This is a genomic window from Pseudomonas caricapapayae, assembly GCF_001400735.1.
Taxonomy (GTDB): Bacteria; Pseudomonadota; Gammaproteobacteria; order Pseudomonadales; family Pseudomonadaceae; genus Aquipseudomonas; species Aquipseudomonas caricapapayae.
On record NZ_LJPW01000008.1, the window covers coordinates 116,485 to 137,928 of the forward strand.

Annotated in this window: 21 protein-coding genes; 14 read left to right on the top strand and 7 right to left on the bottom strand. The window is 56.1% G+C overall.

Annotated features, from left to right (window positions below; translation table 11 throughout):
* The first annotated feature begins 63 nt into the window (after positions 1–63).
* Genes gcvPA through ALO80_RS01700 form a run of 4 tightly spaced genes read left to right on the top strand, consistent with a single transcriptional unit; the run spans position 64 to position 5,516 of the window.
* Entirely contained in the window at positions 64–1,452 is a 1,389-nt protein-coding gene (gene gcvPA, locus ALO80_RS01685; RefSeq protein WP_211372067.1) for an aminomethyl-transferring glycine dehydrogenase subunit GcvPA, read from the top strand.
* Positions 1,449–2,879 (top strand): aminomethyl-transferring glycine dehydrogenase subunit GcvPB, encoded by a 1,431-nt coding sequence (gene gcvPB / locus ALO80_RS01690; protein WP_055007701.1) that lies wholly within the window; start codon positions 1,449–1,451, stop codon positions 2,877–2,879. The genes gcvPA and gcvPB overlap by 4 nt, the downstream gene beginning before the upstream one ends.
* Before the next feature lie 57 nt (positions 2,880–2,936).
* A complete protein-coding gene (glnT, locus tag ALO80_RS01695) occupies positions 2,937–4,226 on the top strand; it encodes a type III glutamate--ammonia ligase (RefSeq protein ID WP_055007702.1) in 1,290 nt (429 codons plus the stop codon).
* A 30-nt stretch (positions 4,227–4,256) separates the two neighbouring features.
* Complete coding sequence (locus tag ALO80_RS01700; RefSeq protein WP_055007703.1) at positions 4,257–5,516, top strand: MFS transporter; 1,260 nt, start codon at positions 4,257–4,259, stop codon at positions 5,514–5,516.
* 466 nt (positions 5,517–5,982) lie between these two features.
* Here the strand turns inward: ALO80_RS01700 and ALO80_RS01705 are convergent, their stop codons facing one another.
* Positions 5,983–6,708, bottom strand: a complete 726-nt coding sequence (locus ALO80_RS01705; RefSeq protein WP_055007704.1) for a helix-turn-helix transcriptional regulator — start codon at positions 6,706–6,708, stop codon at positions 5,983–5,985.
* A 582-nt stretch (positions 6,709–7,290) separates the two neighbouring features.
* Between ALO80_RS01705 and ALO80_RS01710 the strand changes: the two genes are divergently transcribed.
* Positions 7,291–8,193: a LysR substrate-binding domain-containing protein gene (locus ALO80_RS01710; protein WP_055007705.1), complete on the top strand. Its 903-nt coding sequence runs from the start codon at positions 7,291–7,293 to the stop codon at positions 8,191–8,193.
* A 137-nt stretch (positions 8,194–8,330) separates the two neighbouring features.
* Here the strand turns inward: ALO80_RS01710 and ALO80_RS01715 are convergent, their stop codons facing one another.
* The gene (locus ALO80_RS01715; protein WP_055007706.1) at positions 8,331–8,579 is read right to left on the bottom strand and encodes a hypothetical protein; all 249 of its coding nucleotides are present in this window, start codon (positions 8,577–8,579) and stop codon (positions 8,331–8,333) included.
* A 306-nt stretch (positions 8,580–8,885) separates the two neighbouring features.
* Between ALO80_RS01715 and ALO80_RS01720 the strand changes: the two genes are divergently transcribed.
* Complete coding sequence (locus ALO80_RS01720; protein WP_055007732.1) at positions 8,886–9,656, top strand: hypothetical protein; 771 nt, start codon at positions 8,886–8,888, stop codon at positions 9,654–9,656.
* A gap of 15 nt (positions 9,657–9,671) precedes the next feature.
* On the opposite strand, the gene ALO80_RS01725 is transcribed toward ALO80_RS01720, so the two are convergent.
* Both ALO80_RS01725 and ALO80_RS01730 read right to left on the bottom strand, forming a co-directional pair.
* Positions 9,672–10,814, bottom strand: a complete 1,143-nt coding sequence (locus tag ALO80_RS01725; protein WP_055007707.1) for an endonuclease/exonuclease/phosphatase family protein — start codon at positions 10,812–10,814, stop codon at positions 9,672–9,674.
* Between the two features lie 33 nt (positions 10,815–10,847).
* Positions 10,848–11,510 carry a YciC family protein gene (locus tag ALO80_RS01730; protein ID WP_055007708.1) on the bottom strand — a complete coding sequence of 221 codons (663 nt, stop codon included), beginning with the start codon at positions 11,508–11,510 and terminating at the stop codon, positions 10,848–10,850.
* Positions 11,511–11,707: 197 nt separating this feature from the next.
* Here ALO80_RS01730 and ALO80_RS01735 point away from each other — a divergent pair, with 197 nt between their 5' ends.
* The 3 genes from ALO80_RS01735 (at position 11,708) to ALO80_RS01745 (ending at position 13,751) form a co-directional block, all read left to right on the top strand.
* Complete coding sequence (locus ALO80_RS01735; protein WP_055007709.1) at positions 11,708–12,406, top strand: DUF2076 domain-containing protein; 699 nt, start codon at positions 11,708–11,710, stop codon at positions 12,404–12,406.
* Between the two features lie 271 nt (positions 12,407–12,677).
* The gene (locus ALO80_RS01740) at positions 12,678–13,154 is read left to right on the top strand and encodes an NYN domain-containing protein (RefSeq protein ID WP_054984783.1); all 477 of its coding nucleotides are present in this window, start codon (positions 12,678–12,680) and stop codon (positions 13,152–13,154) included.
* Positions 13,155–13,175: 21 nt separating this feature from the next.
* Positions 13,176–13,751: a 3'-5' exonuclease gene (locus tag ALO80_RS01745; RefSeq protein ID WP_055004810.1), complete on the top strand. Its 576-nt coding sequence runs from the start codon at positions 13,176–13,178 to the stop codon at positions 13,749–13,751.
* 24 nt (positions 13,752–13,775) lie between these two features.
* Here ALO80_RS01745 and ALO80_RS01750 read toward each other — a convergent pair whose 3' ends face one another.
* Positions 13,776–14,243: an Lrp/AsnC family transcriptional regulator gene (locus tag ALO80_RS01750; RefSeq protein ID WP_054984785.1), complete on the bottom strand. Its 468-nt coding sequence runs from the start codon at positions 14,241–14,243 to the stop codon at positions 13,776–13,778.
* A 165-nt stretch (positions 14,244–14,408) separates the two neighbouring features.
* On the opposite strand from ALO80_RS01750, the gene yedA reads away from it, so the two are divergent.
* The gene (gene yedA / locus ALO80_RS01755) at positions 14,409–15,323 is read left to right on the top strand and encodes a drug/metabolite exporter YedA (RefSeq protein WP_055007710.1); all 915 of its coding nucleotides are present in this window, start codon (positions 14,409–14,411) and stop codon (positions 15,321–15,323) included.
* 62 nt (positions 15,324–15,385) lie between these two features.
* Positions 15,386–16,714, top strand: coding sequence for a DEAD/DEAH box helicase (locus tag ALO80_RS01760; RefSeq protein ID WP_055007711.1), 1,329 nt, complete (start codon positions 15,386–15,388; stop codon positions 16,712–16,714).
* A 77-nt stretch (positions 16,715–16,791) separates the two neighbouring features.
* Here the strand turns inward: ALO80_RS01760 and ALO80_RS01765 are convergent, their stop codons facing one another.
* Positions 16,792–18,045 (bottom strand): TIGR03862 family flavoprotein, encoded by a 1,254-nt coding sequence (locus ALO80_RS01765; RefSeq protein ID WP_162491651.1) that lies wholly within the window; start codon positions 18,043–18,045, stop codon positions 16,792–16,794.
* Positions 18,046–18,133: 88 nt separating this feature from the next.
* On the bottom strand, positions 18,134–19,051 hold the full coding sequence (locus ALO80_RS01770; RefSeq protein ID WP_055007713.1) for a histone deacetylase family protein: 918 nt from the start codon (positions 19,049–19,051) through the stop codon (positions 18,134–18,136).
* Between the two features lie 84 nt (positions 19,052–19,135).
* Between ALO80_RS01770 and ALO80_RS01775 the strand changes: the two genes are divergently transcribed.
* The 3 genes from ALO80_RS01775 (at position 19,136) to ALO80_RS01785 (ending at position 21,306) form a co-directional block, all read left to right on the top strand.
* Positions 19,136–19,705: a GNAT family N-acetyltransferase gene (locus ALO80_RS01775; RefSeq protein ID WP_055007714.1), complete on the top strand. Its 570-nt coding sequence runs from the start codon at positions 19,136–19,138 to the stop codon at positions 19,703–19,705.
* A 144-nt stretch (positions 19,706–19,849) separates the two neighbouring features.
* A complete protein-coding gene (tesB, locus tag ALO80_RS01780; RefSeq protein ID WP_055007715.1) occupies positions 19,850–20,719 on the top strand; it encodes an acyl-CoA thioesterase II in 870 nt (289 codons plus the stop codon).
* Positions 20,716–21,306: an HAD family hydrolase gene (locus ALO80_RS01785; RefSeq protein WP_055007716.1), complete on the top strand. Its 591-nt coding sequence runs from the start codon at positions 20,716–20,718 to the stop codon at positions 21,304–21,306. The genes tesB and ALO80_RS01785 overlap by 4 nt, the downstream gene beginning before the upstream one ends.
* The last annotated feature ends 138 nt before the right edge of the window (positions 21,307–21,444 follow it).

Here is a 21,444-nt window from a genome sequence, read left to right on the forward strand (position 1 = left end):
AACTCAATAGACTTCAGTGCGTGAGTATGCAGTTGAAGTCTATGCCTATTGGAACGTCAAGACGTGATTAATACACAGGGACGCTACATTGTTCATTCAAATGCCGAACGCCAGAAAATGCTTGAGTCTATGGGCATGGCGGCCATGGACGACCTCTATAAACATGTTCCTCAACACGTGCGTTTGAGCGGTCTTTTGCAACTGCCCACTGCGTTGTCTGATCCAGAGCTGGAAGCCCATATTAGAGCGTTGGCAGGGAATAACCAGACGCTCTATACCTATCAGAGCTTTCTCGGCGCGGGTGTTTATGAGCACCATGTGCCCGCTGTCGTTGACGCGATTGCTGAACGGGGTGAGTTCCTGACTGCTTACACCCCTTATCAACCCGAGATGAGCCAAGGGCTGTTGCAGGTACTGGCCGAATACCAAGAGTATATCAGTGCGTTGGTTGCATTACCCGTGGTCAATTGCTCTTGCTATGACGGATCCACCGCGCTGGCAGATGCGATCTGGATGTCCTGCCAGAACAAGAGCACTGGGGACAGAGTTATAGTGTTGTCCGATACAATCTGGGCCCAGACGCAAAAAATAGTGGAGACATATTTTACAGGGCGCCCTGTCAAACTCGTCACGATTCCAGCTGATGACGATAATGGCTTGATTGATCTCTCCCACCTTGAAAAACTTTTTATCGAAACCGCGCCTGAGTCATTCGCCTTTCAATCGCCCAACTGCTACGGGCTGCTTGAAGATACCCAGTCGATTGTAGAGCTGTGCAAAAAGTATAACGTCACCTCGATCCTCCATTACCACCCTTTTCTCAGCGGGCTGTTTGTTCCACCCGGTCAGTTGGGTGTAGATATCGTTTGTGGCGAAGGACAGATGCTTGGCATACCCCTATCGGGAGGGGGCGCAAGCTTGGGGTACCTGGCGTGCACGGAACCATTCAAGAGGTTCTTGCCTGGCCGCCTGGTTGGCGTTGTCGAGGATATTTTCGGCAACCCGGCGTACGCGTTGGTCAATGAGGAGCGTGAACAACATGTCGCACGCGAGCGAGCGACCAGTAACATATGTTCGAACCAAGCGTTGTGTGCACTTAGAGCGACCGTTTACATCGCTTCATTAGGCAACACCGGACTTCAGAACCTCGCCCGACTGAACGCAGATCGCGGTCATTTCTTTTGTCGGCTTTTAGAGAGTATTGACGGCGTAGAGCGCGTGTACAAGGCGGCGTTCTTTAACGAGTTTGTTATTAAACTCCCGTGCGCCTCTGATGCTTTGTTGTCAGCATTGCTGGAGCAGAAAATTTATGGGGGGGTCGCGCTGACCCGTAACGGTGTCGATAATAATCTTCTGATCGCTGTGACGGAGGTCAAATCCAGAGCAGATCTCGTTAAAGCGGCGACGGCATTCCGTGTTGCTATTGAATTGTTGGTCAAGGGTGAGCCATGAAGAAGACACTGTTGCATAAAAGCAGGTATGGGGTCGGCGGGGCTTGGCTTCGTTTTGATGGAGACAATTTTGAGCCCTTAGACTTTCTCGATCACCCTTTGAGAACGGGGCTTTTAAACATTCCCGATGTTTCAGAAAGTGAGCTTGTAAGGCATTTCACGGACCTTAGCAACGACAGCCATGGTGCAGATAATGGGTTCTATCCGTTAGGCTCCTGCACGATGAAATATAACCCTAAGGCGCATGAGCGTTATAGTAAGTTTGACGGGTTTAGCGCCATACACCCATGCCAGCCAACGGAGCACATCCAGGGCCTGCTCGAATTGCTCTATACGCTACAGAGCTACATTGCTGAACTGACAGGCATGGACTATGTCAGCCTTCAACCTGCTGCAGGTGCCCACGGTGAATTTGCGGGACTGCTGATCATCAGAAAGTTTTTCGAAAAAAAGAAGCAAAAAAGAAATATTATTTTGATCGCTGACTCAGCGCACGGAACAAACCCTTCCACCGCCAGTATGGTGGGCTATGAGTGTCAGATAATACCTACGACGGCGGAGGGGTTGTTAGATATTCCGCTGCTGAAGGCGAGTATGAGCAACGAAGTGGCCGGGTTGATGCTGACCAATCCTTCGACCTTGGGGTTGTTCGAGGAAAATATCGAAGAGGTAGCGGCTATTGTCCATGAGAAAGGAGGCTTGCTTTACTACGACGGGGCTAATCTCAATGCCTTGATGGGGCTTGTCAGGCCTGGGGACATGGGGTTTGATGTCGTTCATATAAATACGCATAAAACGCTTGCTACACCGCATGGCGGTGGCGGCCCAGGTGCGGGGCCTATCGGGGTCAAGCATTTTCTTGAAAGTTATCTTCCTGTTCCGATTGTTCGTCGGTCCGTTGATGGACTTCACTACGTGCTTAACACACATGGTGAAAACACTATCGGACAGATAAAGCAGTACCTGGGGCATGTCAGTGTCTTGATAAAAGCGTACGCCTACATTCGCTCCATGGGGCCGGACGGATTGCGACAGGCTTCGCAAGATGCCGTGTTGAACGCTAACTATATTCAGTACCATTTGTCCGATTTCCTGCCGCCGGTGTTCAATAAAATATGCATGCATGAATGCTTGCTGTCAGGCGATTTATTACCCGTCTCATCTTATAGTTTTGCCAAACGTCTGATTGACCATAAAATTCATCCTCCCACGCTGGTCGGTGCGGGGTGTGTGTATTTTCCCAATGCCATGAAGAACGCCATGCTGATCGAGCCGACCGAAACCGAAAGTAAGTCGGCCCTTGATGAGATGATTGACGTTTTCAAGCGCGTCTATTTGGAGTCGTTGAGTGATGCTGACTATGTCAATCATGCACCCCATTTGGGCACGATCAAAAAGATACCTGAGTCAACCCAGCTGACTGTTTGATTTGCCAAGCGTGCGGTTTGCCAGCTTTTAAAGAATAATCCTATTGGGTGAAAATTGATGTTTGTTAATTTTAGTTTTGACAACACGGTACGTTATGTACTGGTGAGTTTTACAGACCTGTGCGGCGTCATACGGTCTAAACTCGTGCCGGTAACAGCGCTTGATCATTTGAAGAAAAATGGGGCAGCGTTTGCCGGGTTTGCGGCTCACTTCAATCTTTCACCTTCTGACCCCGATATCATTCTGGTTCCTGATTTTTCTACGGCAATTGTTCTCCCTTGGAAAACCGACGTTGCGTGGGTCACGGGTGACTTGTACATGGGCGACGCTTTGCTCGTTCAATCACCGCGCAATGTTCTGAAGCATTGCATCGCTCAAGCCAAGAAAGACGGGCTGCTTCTCAAAACCGGTGTAGAGGCCGAATTCTTTTTACTGAGTGAGGACGGGGCTTGCGCTTCAGACAAAAAAGATCAGTACCTGAAGCCTTGCTATGACCAACAAAGCTTGATGCGTCGATTTGATGTTATCAGTGAGGTCTGTGATGCCATGCACCAGTTGGGCTGGAAACCCTATCAGGCAGATCATGAAGATGCGACAGGCCAGTTTGAAATAAACTGGGAGTATACCGATTGTCTGGAAACCGCCGACAGGCATGCGTTCTTTAAATTTTTGGTCAAGAGCATGGCTGAAAAACACGGTTTCAAAGCCAGTTTCATGCCCAAGCCCTTTTCAGACTTAACGGGAAACGGTTGCCATGTCCACTGCTCCCTGTGGAACGAGTCGGGGGAAAACCTGTTTGTGGATGCTGATACGGTCGGTAGTCTTTCACCCATTGGGCAGTATTTTATCGGTGGGCTGTTACATCATGCCCCTGCACTGACGGCACTGACAAACCCCACGATAAACAGTTACAAGCGTCTCAGTGCGCGAAACACCAGTTCGGGCGCAACGTGGGCTCCCGTGGCTATTTCATATGCCGGCAATAACCGTAGTCACCTTATCCGTATTCCGGAAGATGACAGATGTGAGCTTCGTCTACCCGATGGTTCTGCTAACCCGTACCTGTTGCAAGCGTCCGTCCTTGCGGCCGGCCTGCTAGGTGTCCGAGGAAAGTTGAGCCCGGGGCCCAGGCACAACTCCAATGCTTATGAAAGTGACGTCACCGTGAGTCAACCATTGCCGCTTGACTTGAGCTCATCCATAAAAAACTTGGTGAAGGACTATGAACTCACTGAACTTCTCAATCAGGGGTTCGTGTCAAGCTACGCCAGCTATAAAGAACGGGAAATACTGGGTTACATGCGGAGTGTCAGCGCTTGGGAATTTAATAACACGATAGATTGCTAGGCTTTATGTGCGGCTAATGGTGCTGAAACTATGAATAGATATTATTATGGCGCAATTGCATATGCCGAAAGCCTCAAGAAAACACTGGCGGTTTTGCCGCCATTGGTGTGGGCGCTTACGGTAACGATCTTCATCAATCGTATTGGAGGCATGGCCAAGTTTTTTATGCCGATGTACCTGAGAAACGAACTGAACATTGGTATCGAAATCATTGGCTGGCTTTTAGCGGGTTACGGTTTAGGCCGACTCGTAGGGTCGTACGTAGCGGGGGTACTCAGCGATCATGTCAACCCTAGAACGCTGTTGCTCGTTCTGCTGTTCGCCAGTGCGCTTTGCCTGCTGTTGTTGGGCGTGGCGGATTCAGTAGCCTCTTTGGCTTTTTTGCTGCTGGTGGGTGGGGCCTCCGATGGTGGTGTTCGCCCACTGGTGGATCGCATGATCATGGACAACTGTTCCGAGCAGGAGCGAGAGCTCGCTCAGTCGCTTAATCGAGTCGCTATAAACCTGGCTTTTTCCGCCGCAGGGCTGATTGCCGGTCTTTTAGCGTCTTTCGATTACCGGGCTGTTTTCTTTTTTGATGGCGTGGCCAATTTAATTGCAATGGTCTGGCTTTACAGGGCGTTCAGGACCACTCACCCAACGGTCGTGACTCCGCGAAGCGCTGCCGATGAGGCGAGTGAGGAAACGTCCCGTGATGTAAGTTCGCCGTACACCGACGTTCCTTTTTTGATTTTTATGGTGGTCACCTTATTGGTCGCCATTATGTATGACACCACCAATAGCGTCTTGGGGAACTACCTTCTCGAATATCACAGCTTCGGCCCCGTCATGTTCGGATGGCAGTGCGCATTAAATGGCATATTGGTTGTTGTCTTTCAAATACCGCTCACCGCCTGGGCCCAACGTTTACAATACAGCTGGCGAATCGGAATAGGGATTGGTTTGACTGCCGTAGGGTTGCTTGCATTACCGTTCTGCACAAACGTATGGATGGTCAGCCTGTCAACGGTCACTTGGACAGTCGGCGAAATGCTCTTTCTGCCGGCAATGGCCATTCTGGTAATGAAGCGTGCCGAGGGGGGGCGACGCGGTCATTATCTCGGGTTAAGCAATGCAATGTGGAGTTCGAGCGTGCTATTTGCACCCATCGTGGGCGGGCAGATATACGCTTATTTTGGTGGTAATTTTGTATGGTTTATTTGTGCCTCCCTTGGGCTGGTTGCCATTCTTCTATTGAATGCATCCGTTAAGCGTTTCGACGCCGATCAGCTGGTTCTGGTTGCCACCTGAAGGGCGTCCAATGGCGCTATTCCTGGGCGGGTGCATAAAGTTTTTCACCCGCCATGAGGATCCTGTAGAAGGCATTTCCCGTTTCAATGTGGCGTGTCAAAAGGAATGTCACGAATCAGTCTCCTGATGCAGGCAGTCCCCTATGATCTTACTGCACACCAGCACTGCATCAACGATGCTGTTGAGACACCGGGAGCCAAATATAAGCCATCCTCAGTAGAAAACGTTGGTCTGGTTACGATGACGATCCAGGTGAACGATAAGTTCGGGGCAGCACGGCGTCTTTGGTAATCCGCTCATCCATGCCCCTGCAGTCCTGGATGCCGGTGAAGGGGAGCCGGTTTCAGTCAGGTCGCCGTTCCGACTAAGCGCCCACTTGGGCGTATCACGTACTACTGCGCCTGCTGAAACATGATCGCGGCTTGGTCACCGCTCACGATAGGTATCACGAGACAGGGTGAGCAACTCAGAGATGGATAAGCTGCATTGATAGCGCTTGTACGATAGCTGCGCTTCTCGTGGCGACGCCGAATTTACGGCGAATATTTTTAAAGTGAAAATCTACGTTCGCTTCCGAACAACTGCAGATATTGGAAATCTCCCACGTTGTTTTTCCTCTAGCGCTCCATTGCAGTAGTTCCTTCTCTCGACGGGTGAGTGCCACTTGAGCGGGGTGGGCGGCGGGTACTATAAGTGTTAAAGAAGTTTGCAGTGCCAAGTCTCTGAGCGCTGAAAGTTCTCCCATTTTTTGCCGTATAACGGTATATGCAAAATCTGAATCGTAGGTCTTGATATTAATATTTAATGTGCCGTACTGTCCGCGAGGCCCATGCAACGCGAAGGTCACGCCGTGCTTGAGATTGTAACGCAGGGCCATCTGCCGCAGGCTGCATTGTTCCGGGGACTGGTAGAGTTCCTCTGTCCAAATGACGGGTAAAATGTTGTTCATGCAATGCTTTGCTACGGGGTCGATCCGGGCGTACCCGGCTTTGTCGTAAATATCCTGCCATTCCTCCGGGTAATTGCCCAGCACCAGTTCACTGCTCAAGTCGCTGGTCCTGTTTGCTTTTAACCGTAATTGGAAACGGCTAAATTCCAATGCCTGAAATTTTTCTATTAGATAATTTAGCAAGTCTCCTTTGGATGCAGGAAGGGTTGCATGCCACGGTGGGATCACAGATTGCATCGACATCACTAATTCCCTTTAAGTTATCGGTATTTGAACTTTAGGGCAGTAAAATTATATATATTCTTTTTGCGAAGAATGGCGTCTGCATTTTTTGTTGTCAGCTTGGCGTTCAGGCGGATCACTGCCCGCTCGGAAAGAGTCACTGTTGAGCGTAGATCGAATAATATCGAGGGTGTGCTGATCCATTTCAATCGCTGTTCATGGATGACCTCGAGCGAATGCGGTGCCGGCTTTGTGGTTGCTTAGGATCGACGACGGCCTGGGGGGGAGGGCCATTTTTCAATGGGGGCGACAGTTTCGTTGTCTTCTTTGCTGCCTGCTGTGGTGCTTTGACGACTTGTTTCATCCGGCGTTTGCCTTTTATCTCTTGTGACACAAGCCGACGAAAAATTTTCGTAACGGCTCTTGCTTCCGTGCAGCGGTACGCTGAAACGTGTCGGGTGCGGTTTACTTTGGTGCGCGCGCTAGAGATGGCAAAGCCAAGCGAACCAAAATGCCGATATATCTGTACCTGCGCTTACATTATGATAGACGTGGTTTTTTAGATATCAGTAATTTCTCTCGAAATCTGTTAGGGGTGCTTACATGTCGATGATTCCGCCGCTCAGTTGCCTGCGTAGCTTTGAGGCCGTGAGCCGTTTGTCCAGCGTCACACAGGCGGCCTTGGAACTCCATGTCACTCACTCGGCTGTCAGTCAGCAGTTGAAGGTTTTGGAGGAGATGCTTGGAGTGACGCTGTTTGTCCGGGAGGGGCGAAGTTTGCGAGTGACCGAGGACGGTCGGTTGTATTCGCTTCAAGTCCGTGGTGCTTTGCAAAATATTGTGGACGCTACACGTCAGGTCAAGGCGCAGCCCAAAGCATCTGAGCTCGTCGTTGCCGTCATGCCCTCATTTGGCTTCTCGTGGCTTTTGCCGCGCATTAGTCGATTCAGAATTCGGCATCCACATATCACAGTACGTCTACAGGCCAGCCTATCCGTTGTTAACCTGCAACAGGAAACCGTGGACATCGGGATACGCATGGGGCGTGGGGATTGGAGTGACGCACAGAAACGTCTCCTGTTTCATGATGAGTCCATTGTGATCGCAGCCCCGGACTTTAATGACGGACAGCTTCCGACGACCCCGGAGAGCATTGTGGCAAGCGCTATCATTTTTACGATGGAGTCCTGGAAACCGTGGTGCGAAGCCGCCGGGCTTAACGTCGAAGTCACGCGTAAAGGCCTTTGCAGCAATGATTCCAATCTCGTACTTGAAGCGGTGCGCCTTAAACAGGGTATTGCGCTGGTTCGTCGCAGCCTGGCACACGCGGGGATCATGAGAGGTGAGTTTGTCCAATTGACAAAGTTTGCTGCCCCCTATCCCTATCCTTACTGGCTTTTGCTACCCGACAGTAAGCGAGCTGAGTCCAAGCGCGAGCAGTTTGTCGAATGGCTAAATGAGGAGATTGAGCTCTACCTTTATGAGGTAGAGCACCTTCGTGGATAGAGACAACGCGGAGGGGGCAATTCTGAAGACGGGGCCGTAGCGGCCCCTTGGAAATCTCCGCGTGCTGAAGCTGGATGGATGGCCTTCGAAGATCTGGACACTGAGTAGTACAGATCAGCATTCACCGGCGCTGACTGTCACTTTTTCTTTTTAGCCGGCTTTTCCGCTTTGTCTGACTTCTTGGCCTTTTCTGGCTTGCTATCAGCTTTCTTGGCAGATTTCTTTGGCTCGGCGTCTTTTTTCTTGTCTTTCTTTTCGGAAGACTTGGAAAGCGTCGAAGCCGCTTCAGATTTCTTTGCCGGTGATGCTTTCTTGTCTTTCAGGTCCTTGCTGGCTTTCGAGGCTTCGCCTTTGCTTTTTTTGTCGTCTTTAGCCACGTTGATCACCCTTTGGTGTATGCCGGTATTGGCACGCAGCCTGTGGAAGTATCCACAGGCTAATCATTAGGCGAGCGCGTCTGAAAACGGTTCAAACTGTTTTGACCCTATCGGCTGCTGAAGGACGATATTCAGATGCTCGGCGACTCGCCAGCTTATCGCGGGCTATAGGGCTGCCATTCTCACTCGGCTCAGGTATTTTCAACCACGCAAATACTCAGGAATTGATCACGGAAAGTTTCCGAGCATCCGGGTAACCAGGGAAAGACATTGAACACTGCCAGATTTGTTTTCAAATCCCTTATCAAACGCTGGATGAAAAGCATCTTTTCACGGGATGACAGCCGTAACCGCGAGCTCAAACCCGAGTGGACATCCCAGGGCCCGGGTGCAATCCGCATGGAGCGCTATCACCATATCGACGCCAGCGAGCAGGATAAGGACGGCTTCTACGACTATTACTATGAGTACGATATGTACTACTTCTCGGAAGGCACTCTGTCCCTCGCCGCTCGCTGCTACACGGATGATGCTGATGAAGCCAACTTTATGGGTATCGAGTTTGACGGCTATGACCGCGCGCTTGAGCCTGACGATCGGTCTCTCCCGTTGGTGAGCGCAGCTCTGGCCCAGTTGAAGGCTGATGGAAAAACGAAATTCTTTACGTTCACCGGAAAAGATTATGAGCCTGTATTTGTGGACGCTGAGCATGAAGGCGACACCATGCGTGGAGAACGCATCGAAGTGATCGCCCTGTCTCCCAGTGCTCGCTATCGTGTCCAGGCGACGCCTTACGAGGCACTTGCCACGCACTGGATTTATCCACCCGAGATAGTAGATATCAGGCGCGACATCCGCGTGTTTGCTTTCGAAAGCAACTGTTGGTCAGCCGATCAGGCGCGCTGGCTGGATTGCTCTTGTGTCGAGCTGACCCTGCGCAAATACCCCGGACGCCTCACCGGTGCTGGAATAACGGTGACTGTCGACTGTGCTCGCCGCACCGCGATTTATGCAGAGGGGCTTGAAGTAGAGCTATCGATGCTTGAGCAGTCCCTTGACGCGATGTTGGGCACTGTCGAGACCTGAATGCTGCTTGCCCCCTCAAGGCAAAACCGGCATCAAGAACCGCCCGATCACCGGCAAATGATCAGAAATCAATAACGTGTCATCCCTCCTTACCCGCGCACTGACCCGCTTCAGGCTCGGGCTGTAGAACAGGTAATCCACCGTCCGGTCCGGCCCGTTGATGCGGCTGTCGTTGGGGAAGTACGTCAGCCATTTGCTGCGGTCGATACCGCTGGATTCGGCGTTGTTGGGGATCATCGGGTATTTTTCCCACAGCTCGTGCAGTTCGCTGTCGGCGGCGTAGCCCAGGCGCTGTTGCTCGGAGAGGCGCTGGTATTGGCCGAGGGGCAGCAGGTTGAAGTCGCCGCCGATCAGCCAGGGCGTGCCGCCGCCTTCCAGCTTGTCCAGTAGCGTTTCAGTGGCCGCGACCTGTTTTTGTGCTGTGTCGCCGGCGTGTCTGGAGGTGGTCAGGCTGGTGTTGATGACCGCCAGCCTCCCGCCGTCACGCAGGGGCAGGTAGCTGACCAGCAAGGCATCCTTTGGCTGGAACTGACGGCTGATGATGTTGGCATCGGGCACCGGCAGTTGTATGCGCTCGGCACTGTCGATGTGAAAGCGGCTGAGGGTCGCCAGTTTTCTGCCGACGCTGCCCCAGATATGCGGGTTGGGTACAAACTCCGATTTCCAGTAGAACGCCTGCGTGCTGCACGGATACAGATCGGCTACACGTTCCTTGATCAATGCCAGTTGGTCCTCGTAATCGGAGTTCTTGGCACCGTCGTCGACCCCTTGAAGCAACACGATATCCGGCTGTTCGTCACGGATGACCCGCGCCACTTCATCCAGGTTGTAGGCAAGGTCTTCATGCGTCGGGCGCTCGTCCGGACCGCTGCCGTCGGCCATGTCATACCAGAACACATAGCGTTTGCCCGCCAGGTACTGGATGTTCCAGGTCATGACTTTCAGTGCCTGTCCGGGCACCAGCGTGGGGGCCTGGACCGCAGGGTTGCAGCTGGCCGGGAGTAACTCATGGGCTGGCGGACGCCAGGTCAGTTGGTAAACCATTACCAGCAGGATGGCGACCAGCAGCAGGGCGTACAGGCCCAGGCGTAGCAGTAAGCGGGGCATCGGCTCGACTTGGAGCGCCTGGCGCTCAGTGAGGGATTCGGCACTGAGCATACCGAATCGGTGCGCCTGACGTCAGCCCTCGGTTCAGGCCCGGTGCGCGGGCTCGTTGATCAGCATGAACAGACGGAACGTCACGATGGTGGTGAACAATTGCAGGAAGCTGCCGATGCTGTCGGTGATCACGGAAACCGCTGCGCTTTGCGGTTCCGGAAACAGGTACAGGCTGACACCCTCGAGCAGCCACAGCGGAATGTATACGCTCAGCACGCACACCAGAATGCGCGTGAAGTGTCCGGTGGTCATCAGCATGCTTTCGCGCATGGCCATGAGCGGTGTGAGCTTGCGCAGGACCAGCAGGTATTCGCAGAACGCCAGTTTGATCATCACCCACAGGCCGGGTATCACGAACAGGGAAAGGCCGAACATGATCAGCAGGGTGCTCATTGCCGAGAGCACCGCGAAAGTGGGCCACAAACGCAGTGCCATGGCCAGCAGGTCGCGCGTGTAAACCTCTTCGCCACGGCTGCGTGCGTCGAGGAACAGGATCAGTGCCGCCGTATAGATCGGGTAGAAAAACAGTCCGATGACCAGTTCGTAGGCCGGCGAGGTCTCGGCGGACATGGCGTTGCTCAACGCTTGTTTGGCCAGCACTTCGAGGACCACGACAGGCAGGCACAGCAGCAGAATGCTGCCCAGATTGCGCCGAAAGAAATAAAGCGAATCCTGGATGACGGTCAACGGGTTCATGTAGATAGATCGCAGGCTAAAAGCAGGCGCACACTTTAGCCCATGGCCTTGGTCGAACCAAGCACGGCGGTGTCGGGCTCACATCTTCTTATCTTTTTCTTCATGTCATTGAAGCGCGTTGATGAGGCCCCATTTTCTGAGCATGGTCCTGCCATTGCGGCGGGGAAGAATTCCAGTGGCAACTCAGTGAGGTGGTCATGAACAGCGAAGAGCAAACCCTGATCGATGGTCTTTTCTCGAAACTGAAAGACGCTGAAACGGCATCCGCCCCGCGAGATGCTGCGGCCGAGGCGCGCATCAAGGAGCATCTGACCCGTCAGCCCGCCGCGCCGTATTACATGACGCAAGCGATTCTGGTCCAGGAGGCTGCGGTCAATCAGCTCAATCAACAGGTCAAACAGCGCGACGAGCAGATTCAGCAGTTGCAGGCAGAGCTGCAACAGGCCAAGGGGCAATCCTCATCAGCGCCGGCCAGTGGTGGTTTTTTGTCGAGCATCTTCGGCAGCAGCGCCCCGCGTGCGCCGCAGCCGAGCCAGCCTTCCAGTGGCGGCTGGCGTGACGGCGCCGGTTTCAACCCGGCACCTGCGCCCGCAGCGTCACAGGGCGGTTACGCTGCACCTGCCCCGGCCGCAGGCAGCGGCTTTCTTGGCGGTGCGCTGAAGACGGCGGCCGGTGTAGCGGGCGGCGTGTTGCTGGCAGAGGGCATCAGCAGCATGTTCAGCCATCACAGCCAGCCGCAGGAGATCGTCGAGGTCATTCATGACGCGCCATCGGTTCAGGACACCGGCTCGTTCAATGATCAGGGCGGTTGGGGACAGCCGGATCAGCAGTACACGGCTGACGACAACTTCGACGATGGCGGCGACATGTTCTCGGACGATGATTCGTTTGTGTGAGCACGCAGTGGTCGCTCCTCATGCTCCAGAACAGACAGCTATCGTTCCGCACGCTCCAGCGTGGGAATGCCGTGGTTGGCGCTCCGCGTCGCAGGTCTGCGCCGCGCCGCCTGTTCAAGATTGGACGCGGAGCGTCCAGAAATGCGTGGGACGCGGAGCGTCGCACGTATAGTTGAAGCTCAATTCCGTTCTCAAGCTGGCATACTGGGCGCCGATTCACATTCCGGATCGCTGTAACCAGTGGGCGTGTTGCCCGCCATGAGGAATTGCGGTGAAGAAGATCGCGGTGTTCGCCGACGTGCAGAACCTGTATTACACCGTGCGCCAGGCGCACGGTTGTCATTTCAACTACGCCGCCTTGTGGGCGGATATCAGCAAACGTGGTGAGATTGTTCACGCGTTTGCGTACGCCATCGATCGTGGCGACAGCAAGCAACAGCAGTTTCAGCAGATCCTGCGCAATCTGGGCTTTACCGTCAGGCTGAAGCCGTATATCCAGCGCAGCGACGGTTCGGCCAAAGGCGACTGGGATGTCGGCATCACCATCGATATCATGGACTTCGCGCCGCAAGTGGACGAAGTTGTGCTGGCGTCCGGTGATGGCGATTTCGACATGTTGCTCGAGCGTGTGATCAGCAAGCATGGCGTTGAGGCAGTGGCCTATGGCGTGCCTGGCCTGACGGCGAACTCTTTGATCCGCGCAGCCAGTCGTTACGTGCCTATTGAAGGCACGTTGTTGTTGAAATGAATTTACAGGGTCAGGCCAGTGTTGGAACGTATTGCAGTCATCGACTTTGAAACCACCGGCATCTCCCCCGGCCACAGCTGCCGGGCGACCGAGATTGCGGTGGTCATCATGGAGCAGGGCCGTATCGTCGAGCGTTTTCAGAGCCTGATGAATGCCGGCGTGCGTATTCCTGCGTTCATCGAAGGGCTGACCGGCATCAGCAACAACATGATTCGTACCGCGCCCAGTGCAGAGCGGGTAATGGGCGATGTGGCGGATTTCGTGGGTTCGACGCCGCTGGTCGCGCATAACGCCTCGTTCGACCAGAAGTTCTGGGATTACGAGCTGTCGCGTATTCAGCGCACGCGCGAACAGAGTTTTGCCTGTTCACTGTTGCTGGCCCGACGCCTGATGCCCGGCGCACCGAACCACAAGCTCGGCACGCTGACCCGCTATGCACGCCTGCCCGACACAGGCAAGGCTCACCGGGCGATGGCCGATGCGGAAATGGCCGCCAACCTCACCGTGCACCTGACCAATGAACTGCGTCAGACCCACGGCATCTCTGCCATTTCCCACCAGATGCTGTGCTCACTGCAGAAAGTCCCGAAACGCTGAAGCGTCAGCGCGGCTGCTGACCTGTCAGTGCTCCTGCTTGCCGTTGCCGATCAGGTAATCGGCCGGCAGACTGCGCTCCACGGCTGTCGACAGCACGATGGACGTTTTACTGAAGCCGAACTTGGCAATCCGGTTGATCAAATCCTCCAGGTGCGGCATTGAATCGACCGCAGCCCTCATGATCACGCACGGGTCTCCCGTCACGCGATAGCACTGGATCAGCTCCGGGACCTGCCACAGATCCTTGTAGGCCTGCTGATTGCCATGGCTGCCCATGCGCAGCTCGATGAGGCATTGAATCGGCAAACCGACTTTTGACAGGTCGACTTTCGCCTCGTAACCGGTGATCACGCCGCTTGCCTCCAGCTTGGCAACCCGTTCGGCCACGGCGGGGGCGGACAGGTTGACGAGTTTCGCCAGCTGCGCAAAAGACGCACGGCCATTTTTCAGCAGCTCATCGAGCAGAATCCGATCGTATTTATCCAGCGTCATGGCGTTCCTCGTGTAGCGCGACAGATTTTTTAAATAAAAGGCTGGCAGGGCTTATAAGCGTTGGATCATAGGTTTTTAGCGGATTTAAACAGGTTTGTCTGCTTAATATCCGGTTGTAGCCTTCATACAATAGGCTAACCATAACAATGATCCCAGAGCCTTGCCATGCCTCAATCCGTTCGTGTTTCGCCGTTACTCATCGGTGCTTTTCTGGCCTTGTACCTGATTTGGGGCTCTACCTATCTTGTCATCCGCATTGGCGTGGAATCGTGGCCGCCGCTGATGATGGCGGGTGTGCGCTTTCTGATCGCCGGGTTTCTGATGTACGGTTTTTTGCGCTATCGCGGTGTCCCTGCACCGACCTGGGGCGAGTGGAAAGCGGCGTTTGTCATCGGCTTTCTGCTGCTGGCATGCGGTAATGGCGGTGTCACCCTGGCCGAGCACGCAGGCGTTGCCTCGGGGGTCGCAGCGCTGGCGGTGGCGACCATGCCGCTGTTTACCTTGCTGTTCGGTCTGTTCTGGGGCAATCGCACGACGAATCTGGAGTGGGCGGGCATCGTGCTGGGCCTGATTGGCATCGGCCTGCTGAACCTGGGTTCCAATCTGCAGGCCAGCCCCTATGGCGCGGCCCTGGTGGTTTTTGCTGCTGCAGCATGGGCGTTTGGCTCGGTGTTGAGTAAGCATTTGCCGTTGCCGAAAGGACCGATGGCAAGTGCGGCGGAAATGATCACTGCCGGCGCAACACTGCTGATCGGCAGTGCCTTGAGTGGCGAGCGGCTGGTGCATATGCCGACGGCGGCGGGCTGGGGCGCGCTGCTGTATCTGGTGGTGTTCGGCTCTATCGTCGCATTCAGTGCCTACATGTACCTGCTCAAGAACGTTCGCCCGGCGGCCGCCACCAGCTACGCCTACGTCAACCCGGCCGTGGCAGTGATGCTCGGTGTGGTGTTCGCTGGCGAAACGATTGGTGCCGAAGAGTGCATGGCCATGGTGGTGATTATCAGCGCCGTCGTGCTGATTGGCCTGCCGCAATGGCGCAGGTCGCCTCTACGAAAGGTCGGATCGACGCGCACAAGCTAACCGAGGCGGGCCGGACAGGTTAAACTGCGCGCCTTGCGTTGAATCTTTCCTACGGTATTTCCATGACATTCGCCTCTCTCGGCCTGATCGAACCCTTGCTGCGCGCCCTTGAAGCGCTCGGTTACCAGACTCCGACGCCTGTACAGACCCAGGCAATTCCTCCGGTACTGGCGGGCCGCGATCTGATGGCAGCAGCGCAGACCGGTACCGGCAAAACTGCAGGTTTTGCACTGCCGCTGTTGCAACGGCTGACCATGGAAGGCCCGAAAGTTGCGCCTAACTCGATTCGCGCACTGGTCCTGGCACCAACCCGCGAGCTGGCCGATCAGGTTCACGAAAGCATTCGCCAGTACGCCGAGCACCTGCCGTTGAGCACTTACGCAGCCTACGGTGGCGTGAGCATCAACCCGCAGATGATGAAGTTGCGCAAGGGCGTGGACGTGCTGGTTGCGACTCCCGGTCGCTTGCTCGATCTGCATCGCCAGAATGCGGTCAAGTTCTCCCAGTTGCAGACCCTGATCCTCGATGAAGCAGACCGTATGCTCGATCTGGGCTTTGCCGAGGAGTTGCGCGGTATCTACGCCGTGCTTCCCAAACAGCGTCAGACCTTGTTGTTCTCGGCGACCTTTTCCGACGAGATTCGTCTGCTGGCTGCGCAGATGCTGAATGATCCGCTGACCATCGAAGTCAGCCCGCGCAACGTGGCGGCGTCTTCGGTCAAGCAATGGGTCGTGACCGTGGACAAGAAACGCAAGGCTGATCTGTTCATCCATCTGATGAAAAAGCATCGCTGGGGTCAGGTACTGGTGTTCGCCAAGACCCGGGTCGGCGTTGATCAACTGGTGGATCGCTTGCAGGCACTGGGCATGAATGCCGACGGCATTCACGGCGACAAGCCGCAAGCTACCCGCCAGCGTGCGCTGGACCGCTTCAAGAGCAACGAAGTGAAGATTCTGGTTGCGACCGACGTGGCGGCACGCGGTCTGGACATTGATGATCTGCCGACCGTGGTCAACCTGGACCTGCCGATTGTGGCCGAGGATTACATCCACCGTATCGGCCGCACCGGCCGTGCGGGGCTGACGGGCGAGGCGATTTCACTGGTGTGTGCCGATGAAGTAGAGCTGCTGTCGGCCATTGAGGTGCTGACCCGCCAGACCCTGGAACGCAAGGAAGAGCAAGACTTCGAGCCGGAGCATCGCGTACCGGGCACGGATGCCAGCGGTCAGATACTGAAAAAGCCCAAGAAACCGAAGAAACGCAAGGTATCGGGCAGCAAGCGCAACCTGGGCAAGTGGGTCGACAGCGGCGAGTCCGAGCCTGCACCAGCGGTCAAACCAGTACGCAAGGTCCCGGTCTTCAACACCGGGCCGCGCAAGAAGAAGCCTTGAGGCGAAGTGCGCTTTCAGAGGCGGACGTGGTGAGTGTAAGGACGCCTATCGTTCCTCATGCTCTGCGTGGGGGGGCATCACGCGCCAGAGCGGGCGAGTGATTGCAGCCATTCGACCATCCCCAGCCCCGCAGCGCGGCCGCTGGCGAAGCAGGCGGTCAGCAGATAGCCGCCTGTAGGGGCTTCCCAGTCGAGCATTTCACCTGCGCAGAACACCCCGGGCAGTTGCCTGAGCATCAGGCGCTCGTCCATCGCCTCGAAAGTCACGCCGCCCGCCGTGCTGATGGCCTCGTCGATGGGGCGCGGTTTGATCAGGACAAGTGGCAACGCCTTGATGGCCTCGCTCAACAGCAGCGGATCGGCAAACGCTTCACGCGGCGCAAGCTCGCGCAACAGTGCTGTCTTAACCCCGTCCAGGCCCAATTGGCTGTGCAGGTGCTTGGACATCGAGCGCGAGCCGCGTGGTTTGCTTAGGGCTTTTTGAACGTCTGCCAGCGTCTTGCCGGGCAGCAGATCAATATCCACAATCGCTGAGCCGCGACGATTGATCTGTTCACGAATCTGCGCCGACAGGGCATATACCAGGCTGCCTTCGACACCGGTGACGGTCAGCACACATTCGCCCAGACGCAGGGCATGGCCATGCAGGCCCATCGCGATGTTCTTCAACGGCGCACCGGCAAACTTGTCGCGCAGCAGCTCGCTCCAGGCGCTCACCTCGAAACCACAGTTGGCGGCCTGCAAAGGCGCAATGTCTACCTGCTTCGCCTCGAGCCACGGCAGCCAGGCACCATCGGAACCCAGTCGGGCCCAACTGGCACCGCCCAGTGCCAGCAAGGTTGCTGCCGGTGTGAGTGCCTTTTCGCCATCCGCGCTGGTGATGCGCAGGCTGCCATCAGTGTTCCAGCCGAGCCAGCGGTGACGGGTATGGATCGTGACGCCTGCGTCACGCAGGCGCTTGAGCCAGGCGCGTAGCAGTGGCGCGGCTTTCATGTCAGCAGGGAAGACACGGCCTGAGCTGCCGACAAATGTCTCGATGCCCAGTGCATGAATCCAGCGACACAGTGCATCGGCATCAAAACTGCGCAAAAGCGGCGCTATCATCGGCGAACGTTCGGCATAGCGCGACACAAAGGCCGGATAGGGCTCGGAGTGGGTGATGTTCATGCCGCCCACGCCAGCCAGCAGAAACTTGCGCCCCACTGAAGGCATGGCATCGTAGAGGTCGACTTTCAGGCCTGCCTGGCTCAGCACCTCGGCTGCCATCAGTCCCGCAGGGCCGCCTCCGATAACGGCGACGGTTCGGGCAGCAGGGAAGGCGAGGTCAGTCATGGTCAGCGAAATATCGATAGCGGAGGAGGCGGGCATTCTACCCGAGCGACCTTCCAAGGTGTGCTGCAACTCGGGATGCAAAGCGTGGTTACAAGCCCATGTCGTCCCAGACCCGTTGTGCGCTGTGATGCAGGATCCCGTGGCGTCTTGCCAGTGCCTGGCGGTCCTTGCTGTAGCCGCCGCCGATCACGCCCATGACCGGAATGTCACGGCTCAGGCAATGACGCAGCACTGCTTCGTCGCGATTGGCCAGCCCCTGATCGGTAAGCTGCAGATACCCCAGTGCATCATCCTTGTGAACATCCACGCCCGCGTCGTATAGCACCAGATCCGGCTTGTAGAACGGCAGCAGATAATTGAGCAGATCGTCGACTACGTTCAGGTAATCGGCGTCGCCCATCCCCATTGGCAGCGGGATGTCCCAGTCGCTTTGGGCCTTGCGCGCCGGGAAGTTCTTTTCGCAATGCAGCGAGACGGTAATGGCCTCCTCGGTATAGGCCAGAATGCGCGCGGTGCCGTCACCTTGATGTACATCGCAGTCGAAGATCAGCACCTTGTCCACCCGGCCGCTTTGCAACAGGTACTGACTGATCACGGCAAGGTCGTTGAAAATGCAGAAACCGGCGGGGTAGTCATAGTGCGCATGGTGAGTGCCGCCCGCCAGATGGCAGGCCATTCCGTGTTTCAAGGCCTGTTCGGCAGTCAATAATGAGCCACCTACGGCACGAACCGTGCGGCGCGCCAGCGCCTCGCTCCAGGGCAGGCCCAGACGCCGCTGATCTTCACGCGACAGATCTCCATCGAGGTAGCGACGGATGTACGCCGGGTCGTGGGCCAGCGCCAGAATGTCCGCCGGGCACAACTCGGGCCGCATTAATTGAACGTCACTGGTCAGCCCGCTGTCGACCAGGTAATCGCGCAACAAACGAAACTTGTCCATCGGGAAGCGGTGATCCGCCGGGAATTCCGGGCTGTAGTCTTCGTGGTAGATAAGCGGTAGGGACATTTTGCGTCCGTTGAAGGGTCGAAGTCCGATAGTGCCAGCAAAGCGTCCTTACGCCCACTCACGTCTCGTAATACGGGGGAATCGATGGAACCGATACTCAAGCTTGACAGCGCCCGGCTGCTGATGCGGCAGTGGCGTGACGATGACTTGCCAGCCTTCGCTGACATGTGCGCGGACGCGCGTGTCATGCGCTATTTCCCCGACTCCCTTAGCCGTCTCGAGAGTGCCGCCATGATCGGGCGGCTGCGTGGTCACTTCGCCGAACTGGGCTTCGGCCTGTGGGCGCTGGAGCGCAAGGACACCGGCGAATTCATCGGTTTTACCGGGTTGCACGTTGTGGGCTTCAAGGCGCCTTTTACACCGGCTGTCGAAATAGGGTGGCGACTGGCTTATGACCACTGGGGCCTGGGCTTCGCCAGTGAAGCGGCCTGGACCGCGCTGGGCTGTGGTTTCGAGCGGCTGGAACTGAAAGAGATCGTGTCGTTCACCCCGGTAAACAACCAGCCATCGCAAAAAGTGATGCAGGCAATCGGGATGCAGCTCGACGAGTCCGGCAACTTTGAACATCCCGATCTGGCGGACGGGCACCCGCTCAAGCCGCATGTGCTGTACCGGATCAGTCACGAGCAGTGGCTCAAGACGCTGAAGCCCTGATTTGATAAGGGTACAGATTGAATTAAGTCCGCCATCCTAAATCTGTATCATTCCATTCCAATGGGGCAGGCTCGAGGTCTGCCAGCAACTGCAGCGACTGCCGTTGTCTTGCGAGTGCAGAGTCGATGGGCGAGAGGAGTGAGAATGAGCCAAGTGCTGGATGATCTGGTTGAGTTGCTGACGCTGGAAGTCATTGAAGAAAACCTTTTTCGCGGCCACAGCCAGGACCTGGGTTTCCGCCAGTTGTTCGGTGGTCAGGTCCTGGGTCAGTCGTTGTCCGCCGCCAGCCAGACCGTTGAAGAGGACCGTCACGTTCACTCGCTGCACGGCTATTTTCTACGCCCGGGCGATGCTGGCTTGCCGGTGGTCTATCAGGTGGACCGCGTACGTGATGGCGGCAGTTTCAGTACGCGTCGCGTCACCGCCATTCAGAAGGGCAAGCCGATTTTCACATGCAGCGCCTCGTTTCAGTACGACGAAGAGGGCTTCGAGCATCAGACGACGATGCCGCAGATTGTCGGTCCGGAAGACCTGCCGTCGGAGCTTGAGCTGCTGACTCGCCGTGCGCACCTGATTCCCGAAGCGATGCACGACAAGTTTCTGCGCCCCAAACCGATTCAATTCCGCCCGGTGACGTCCGAAGACCCTTACGATCCCAAACCTGGCGATCCGGTGAAGTACGTATGGTTTCGCGCCGATGGCAGCCTGTCGGACGTACAGGCGCTACATCGCTACATGTTGGCCTATGCCTCCGACTTCAATCTGCTGACCACCTCGCTGCGGCCTCATGGCAAGACGGTCTGGCAGCGCGATATGCAGGTCGCCAGCCTTGACCACTCGCTGTGGTTTCATAACGACCTGCGCACCGATGACTGGCTGCTCTACGCAATGGACAGCCCTTGGGCAGGCAACTCCCGCGGCTTCTCGCGCGGCAGCATCTTCAACCGCGCCGGGCAACTGGTTGCATCGGTCAGCCAGGAAGGGCTGATCCGCCACCGTAAGGACTGGGCATGACACTCGACGGCATACGGCACTGGGTGTTCGACATGGACGGCACCCTGACGCTTCCGGTCCATGACTTTCCGGCGATCAAGCGCGAACTGGGCATCCCCCAGGACGATGACATTCTGGGACATCTTGCAGCATTGCCTGCGCAAGAGTCAGCGGCCAAGCATGCCTGGCTGCTGGAGCATGAGCGCGAGCTGGCACTGGCTTCGCAGCCTGCCGACGGTGCTGTCGAGCTGGTTCGCGAGTTGTCGGCGCGTGGCTACCGGCTCGGAATCCTGACCCGCAACGCTCAGGAGCTGGCGTATATCACCTTGCAGGCGATCGGCCTGGCTGACTGCTTTGCTGCCGAGGATGTACTGGGCCGTGACGAAGCGACCCCCAAGCCGGATCCGGCGGGGTTGCTGAAGCTGGCTACTCGCTGGAATGTCGAGCCGGAGCAGATGGTCATGATCGGCGACTACATGCATGACCTGAACTGCGGCCGTGCGGCAGGTGCCAGGACCGTTCTGGTCAACCTGAAGGACAACCCCTGGCCTGAGCTGACCGACTGGCATGCGGTGGATTGCACAGCGCTACGCGGGATGCTGGGGTGATCCGAGCTGGCTCTCGTGCGACTATCGTTCCTCACGCGCCAGCGTGGGAATGCCTTGGGTGACGCTCTGCGTCACAAACCTGCGCCGCACCGCACGCTCAAGACAGGAGGCAGAGCATCCAGACATGCATTCCTGCGC

Excerpts from the sequence above, each read along its gene's own strand:
- ALO80_RS01785 (WP_055007716.1), top strand. The coding sequence starts at position 20,716 with ATGACACTCGACGGCATACGGCACTGGGTGTTCGACATGGACGGCACC.
- ALO80_RS01700 (WP_055007703.1), top strand. The coding sequence starts at position 4,257 with ATGAATAGATATTATTATGGCGCAATTGCATATGCCGAAAGCCTCAAG.
- glnT (WP_055007702.1), top strand. The coding sequence starts at position 2,937 with ATGTTTGTTAATTTTAGTTTTGACAACACGGTACGTTATGTACTGGTG.
- ALO80_RS01775 (WP_055007714.1), top strand. The coding sequence starts at position 19,136 with ATGGAACCGATACTCAAGCTTGACAGCGCCCGGCTGCTGATGCGGCAG.
- yedA (WP_055007710.1), top strand. The coding sequence starts at position 14,409 with ATGCCTCAATCCGTTCGTGTTTCGCCGTTACTCATCGGTGCTTTTCTG.
- ALO80_RS01725 (WP_055007707.1), bottom strand. The coding sequence starts at position 10,814 with ATGCTCAGTGCCGAATCCCTCACTGAGCGCCAGGCGCTCCAAGTCGAG.
- ALO80_RS01730 (WP_055007708.1), bottom strand. The coding sequence starts at position 11,510 with ATGAACCCGTTGACCGTCATCCAGGATTCGCTTTATTTCTTTCGGCGC.
- ALO80_RS01705 (WP_055007704.1), bottom strand. The coding sequence starts at position 6,708 with ATGTCGATGCAATCTGTGATCCCACCGTGGCATGCAACCCTTCCTGCA.
- ALO80_RS01735 (WP_055007709.1), top strand. The coding sequence starts at position 11,708 with ATGAACAGCGAAGAGCAAACCCTGATCGATGGTCTTTTCTCGAAACTG.
- ALO80_RS01770 (WP_055007713.1), bottom strand. The coding sequence starts at position 19,051 with ATGTCCCTACCGCTTATCTACCACGAAGACTACAGCCCGGAATTCCCG.
- ALO80_RS01750 (WP_054984785.1), bottom strand. The coding sequence starts at position 14,243 with ATGACGCTGGATAAATACGATCGGATTCTGCTCGATGAGCTGCTGAAA.
- ALO80_RS01760 (WP_055007711.1), top strand. The coding sequence starts at position 15,386 with ATGACATTCGCCTCTCTCGGCCTGATCGAACCCTTGCTGCGCGCCCTT.
- tesB (WP_055007715.1), top strand. The coding sequence starts at position 19,850 with ATGAGCCAAGTGCTGGATGATCTGGTTGAGTTGCTGACGCTGGAAGTC.
- ALO80_RS01765 (WP_162491651.1), bottom strand. The coding sequence starts at position 18,045 with ATGACTGACCTCGCCTTCCCTGCTGCCCGAACCGTCGCCGTTATCGGA.
- gcvPB (WP_055007701.1), top strand. The coding sequence starts at position 1,449 with ATGAAGAAGACACTGTTGCATAAAAGCAGGTATGGGGTCGGCGGGGCT.
- ALO80_RS01710 (WP_055007705.1), top strand. The coding sequence starts at position 7,291 with ATGTCGATGATTCCGCCGCTCAGTTGCCTGCGTAGCTTTGAGGCCGTG.
- ALO80_RS01720 (WP_055007732.1), top strand. The coding sequence starts at position 8,886 with ATGAAAAGCATCTTTTCACGGGATGACAGCCGTAACCGCGAGCTCAAA.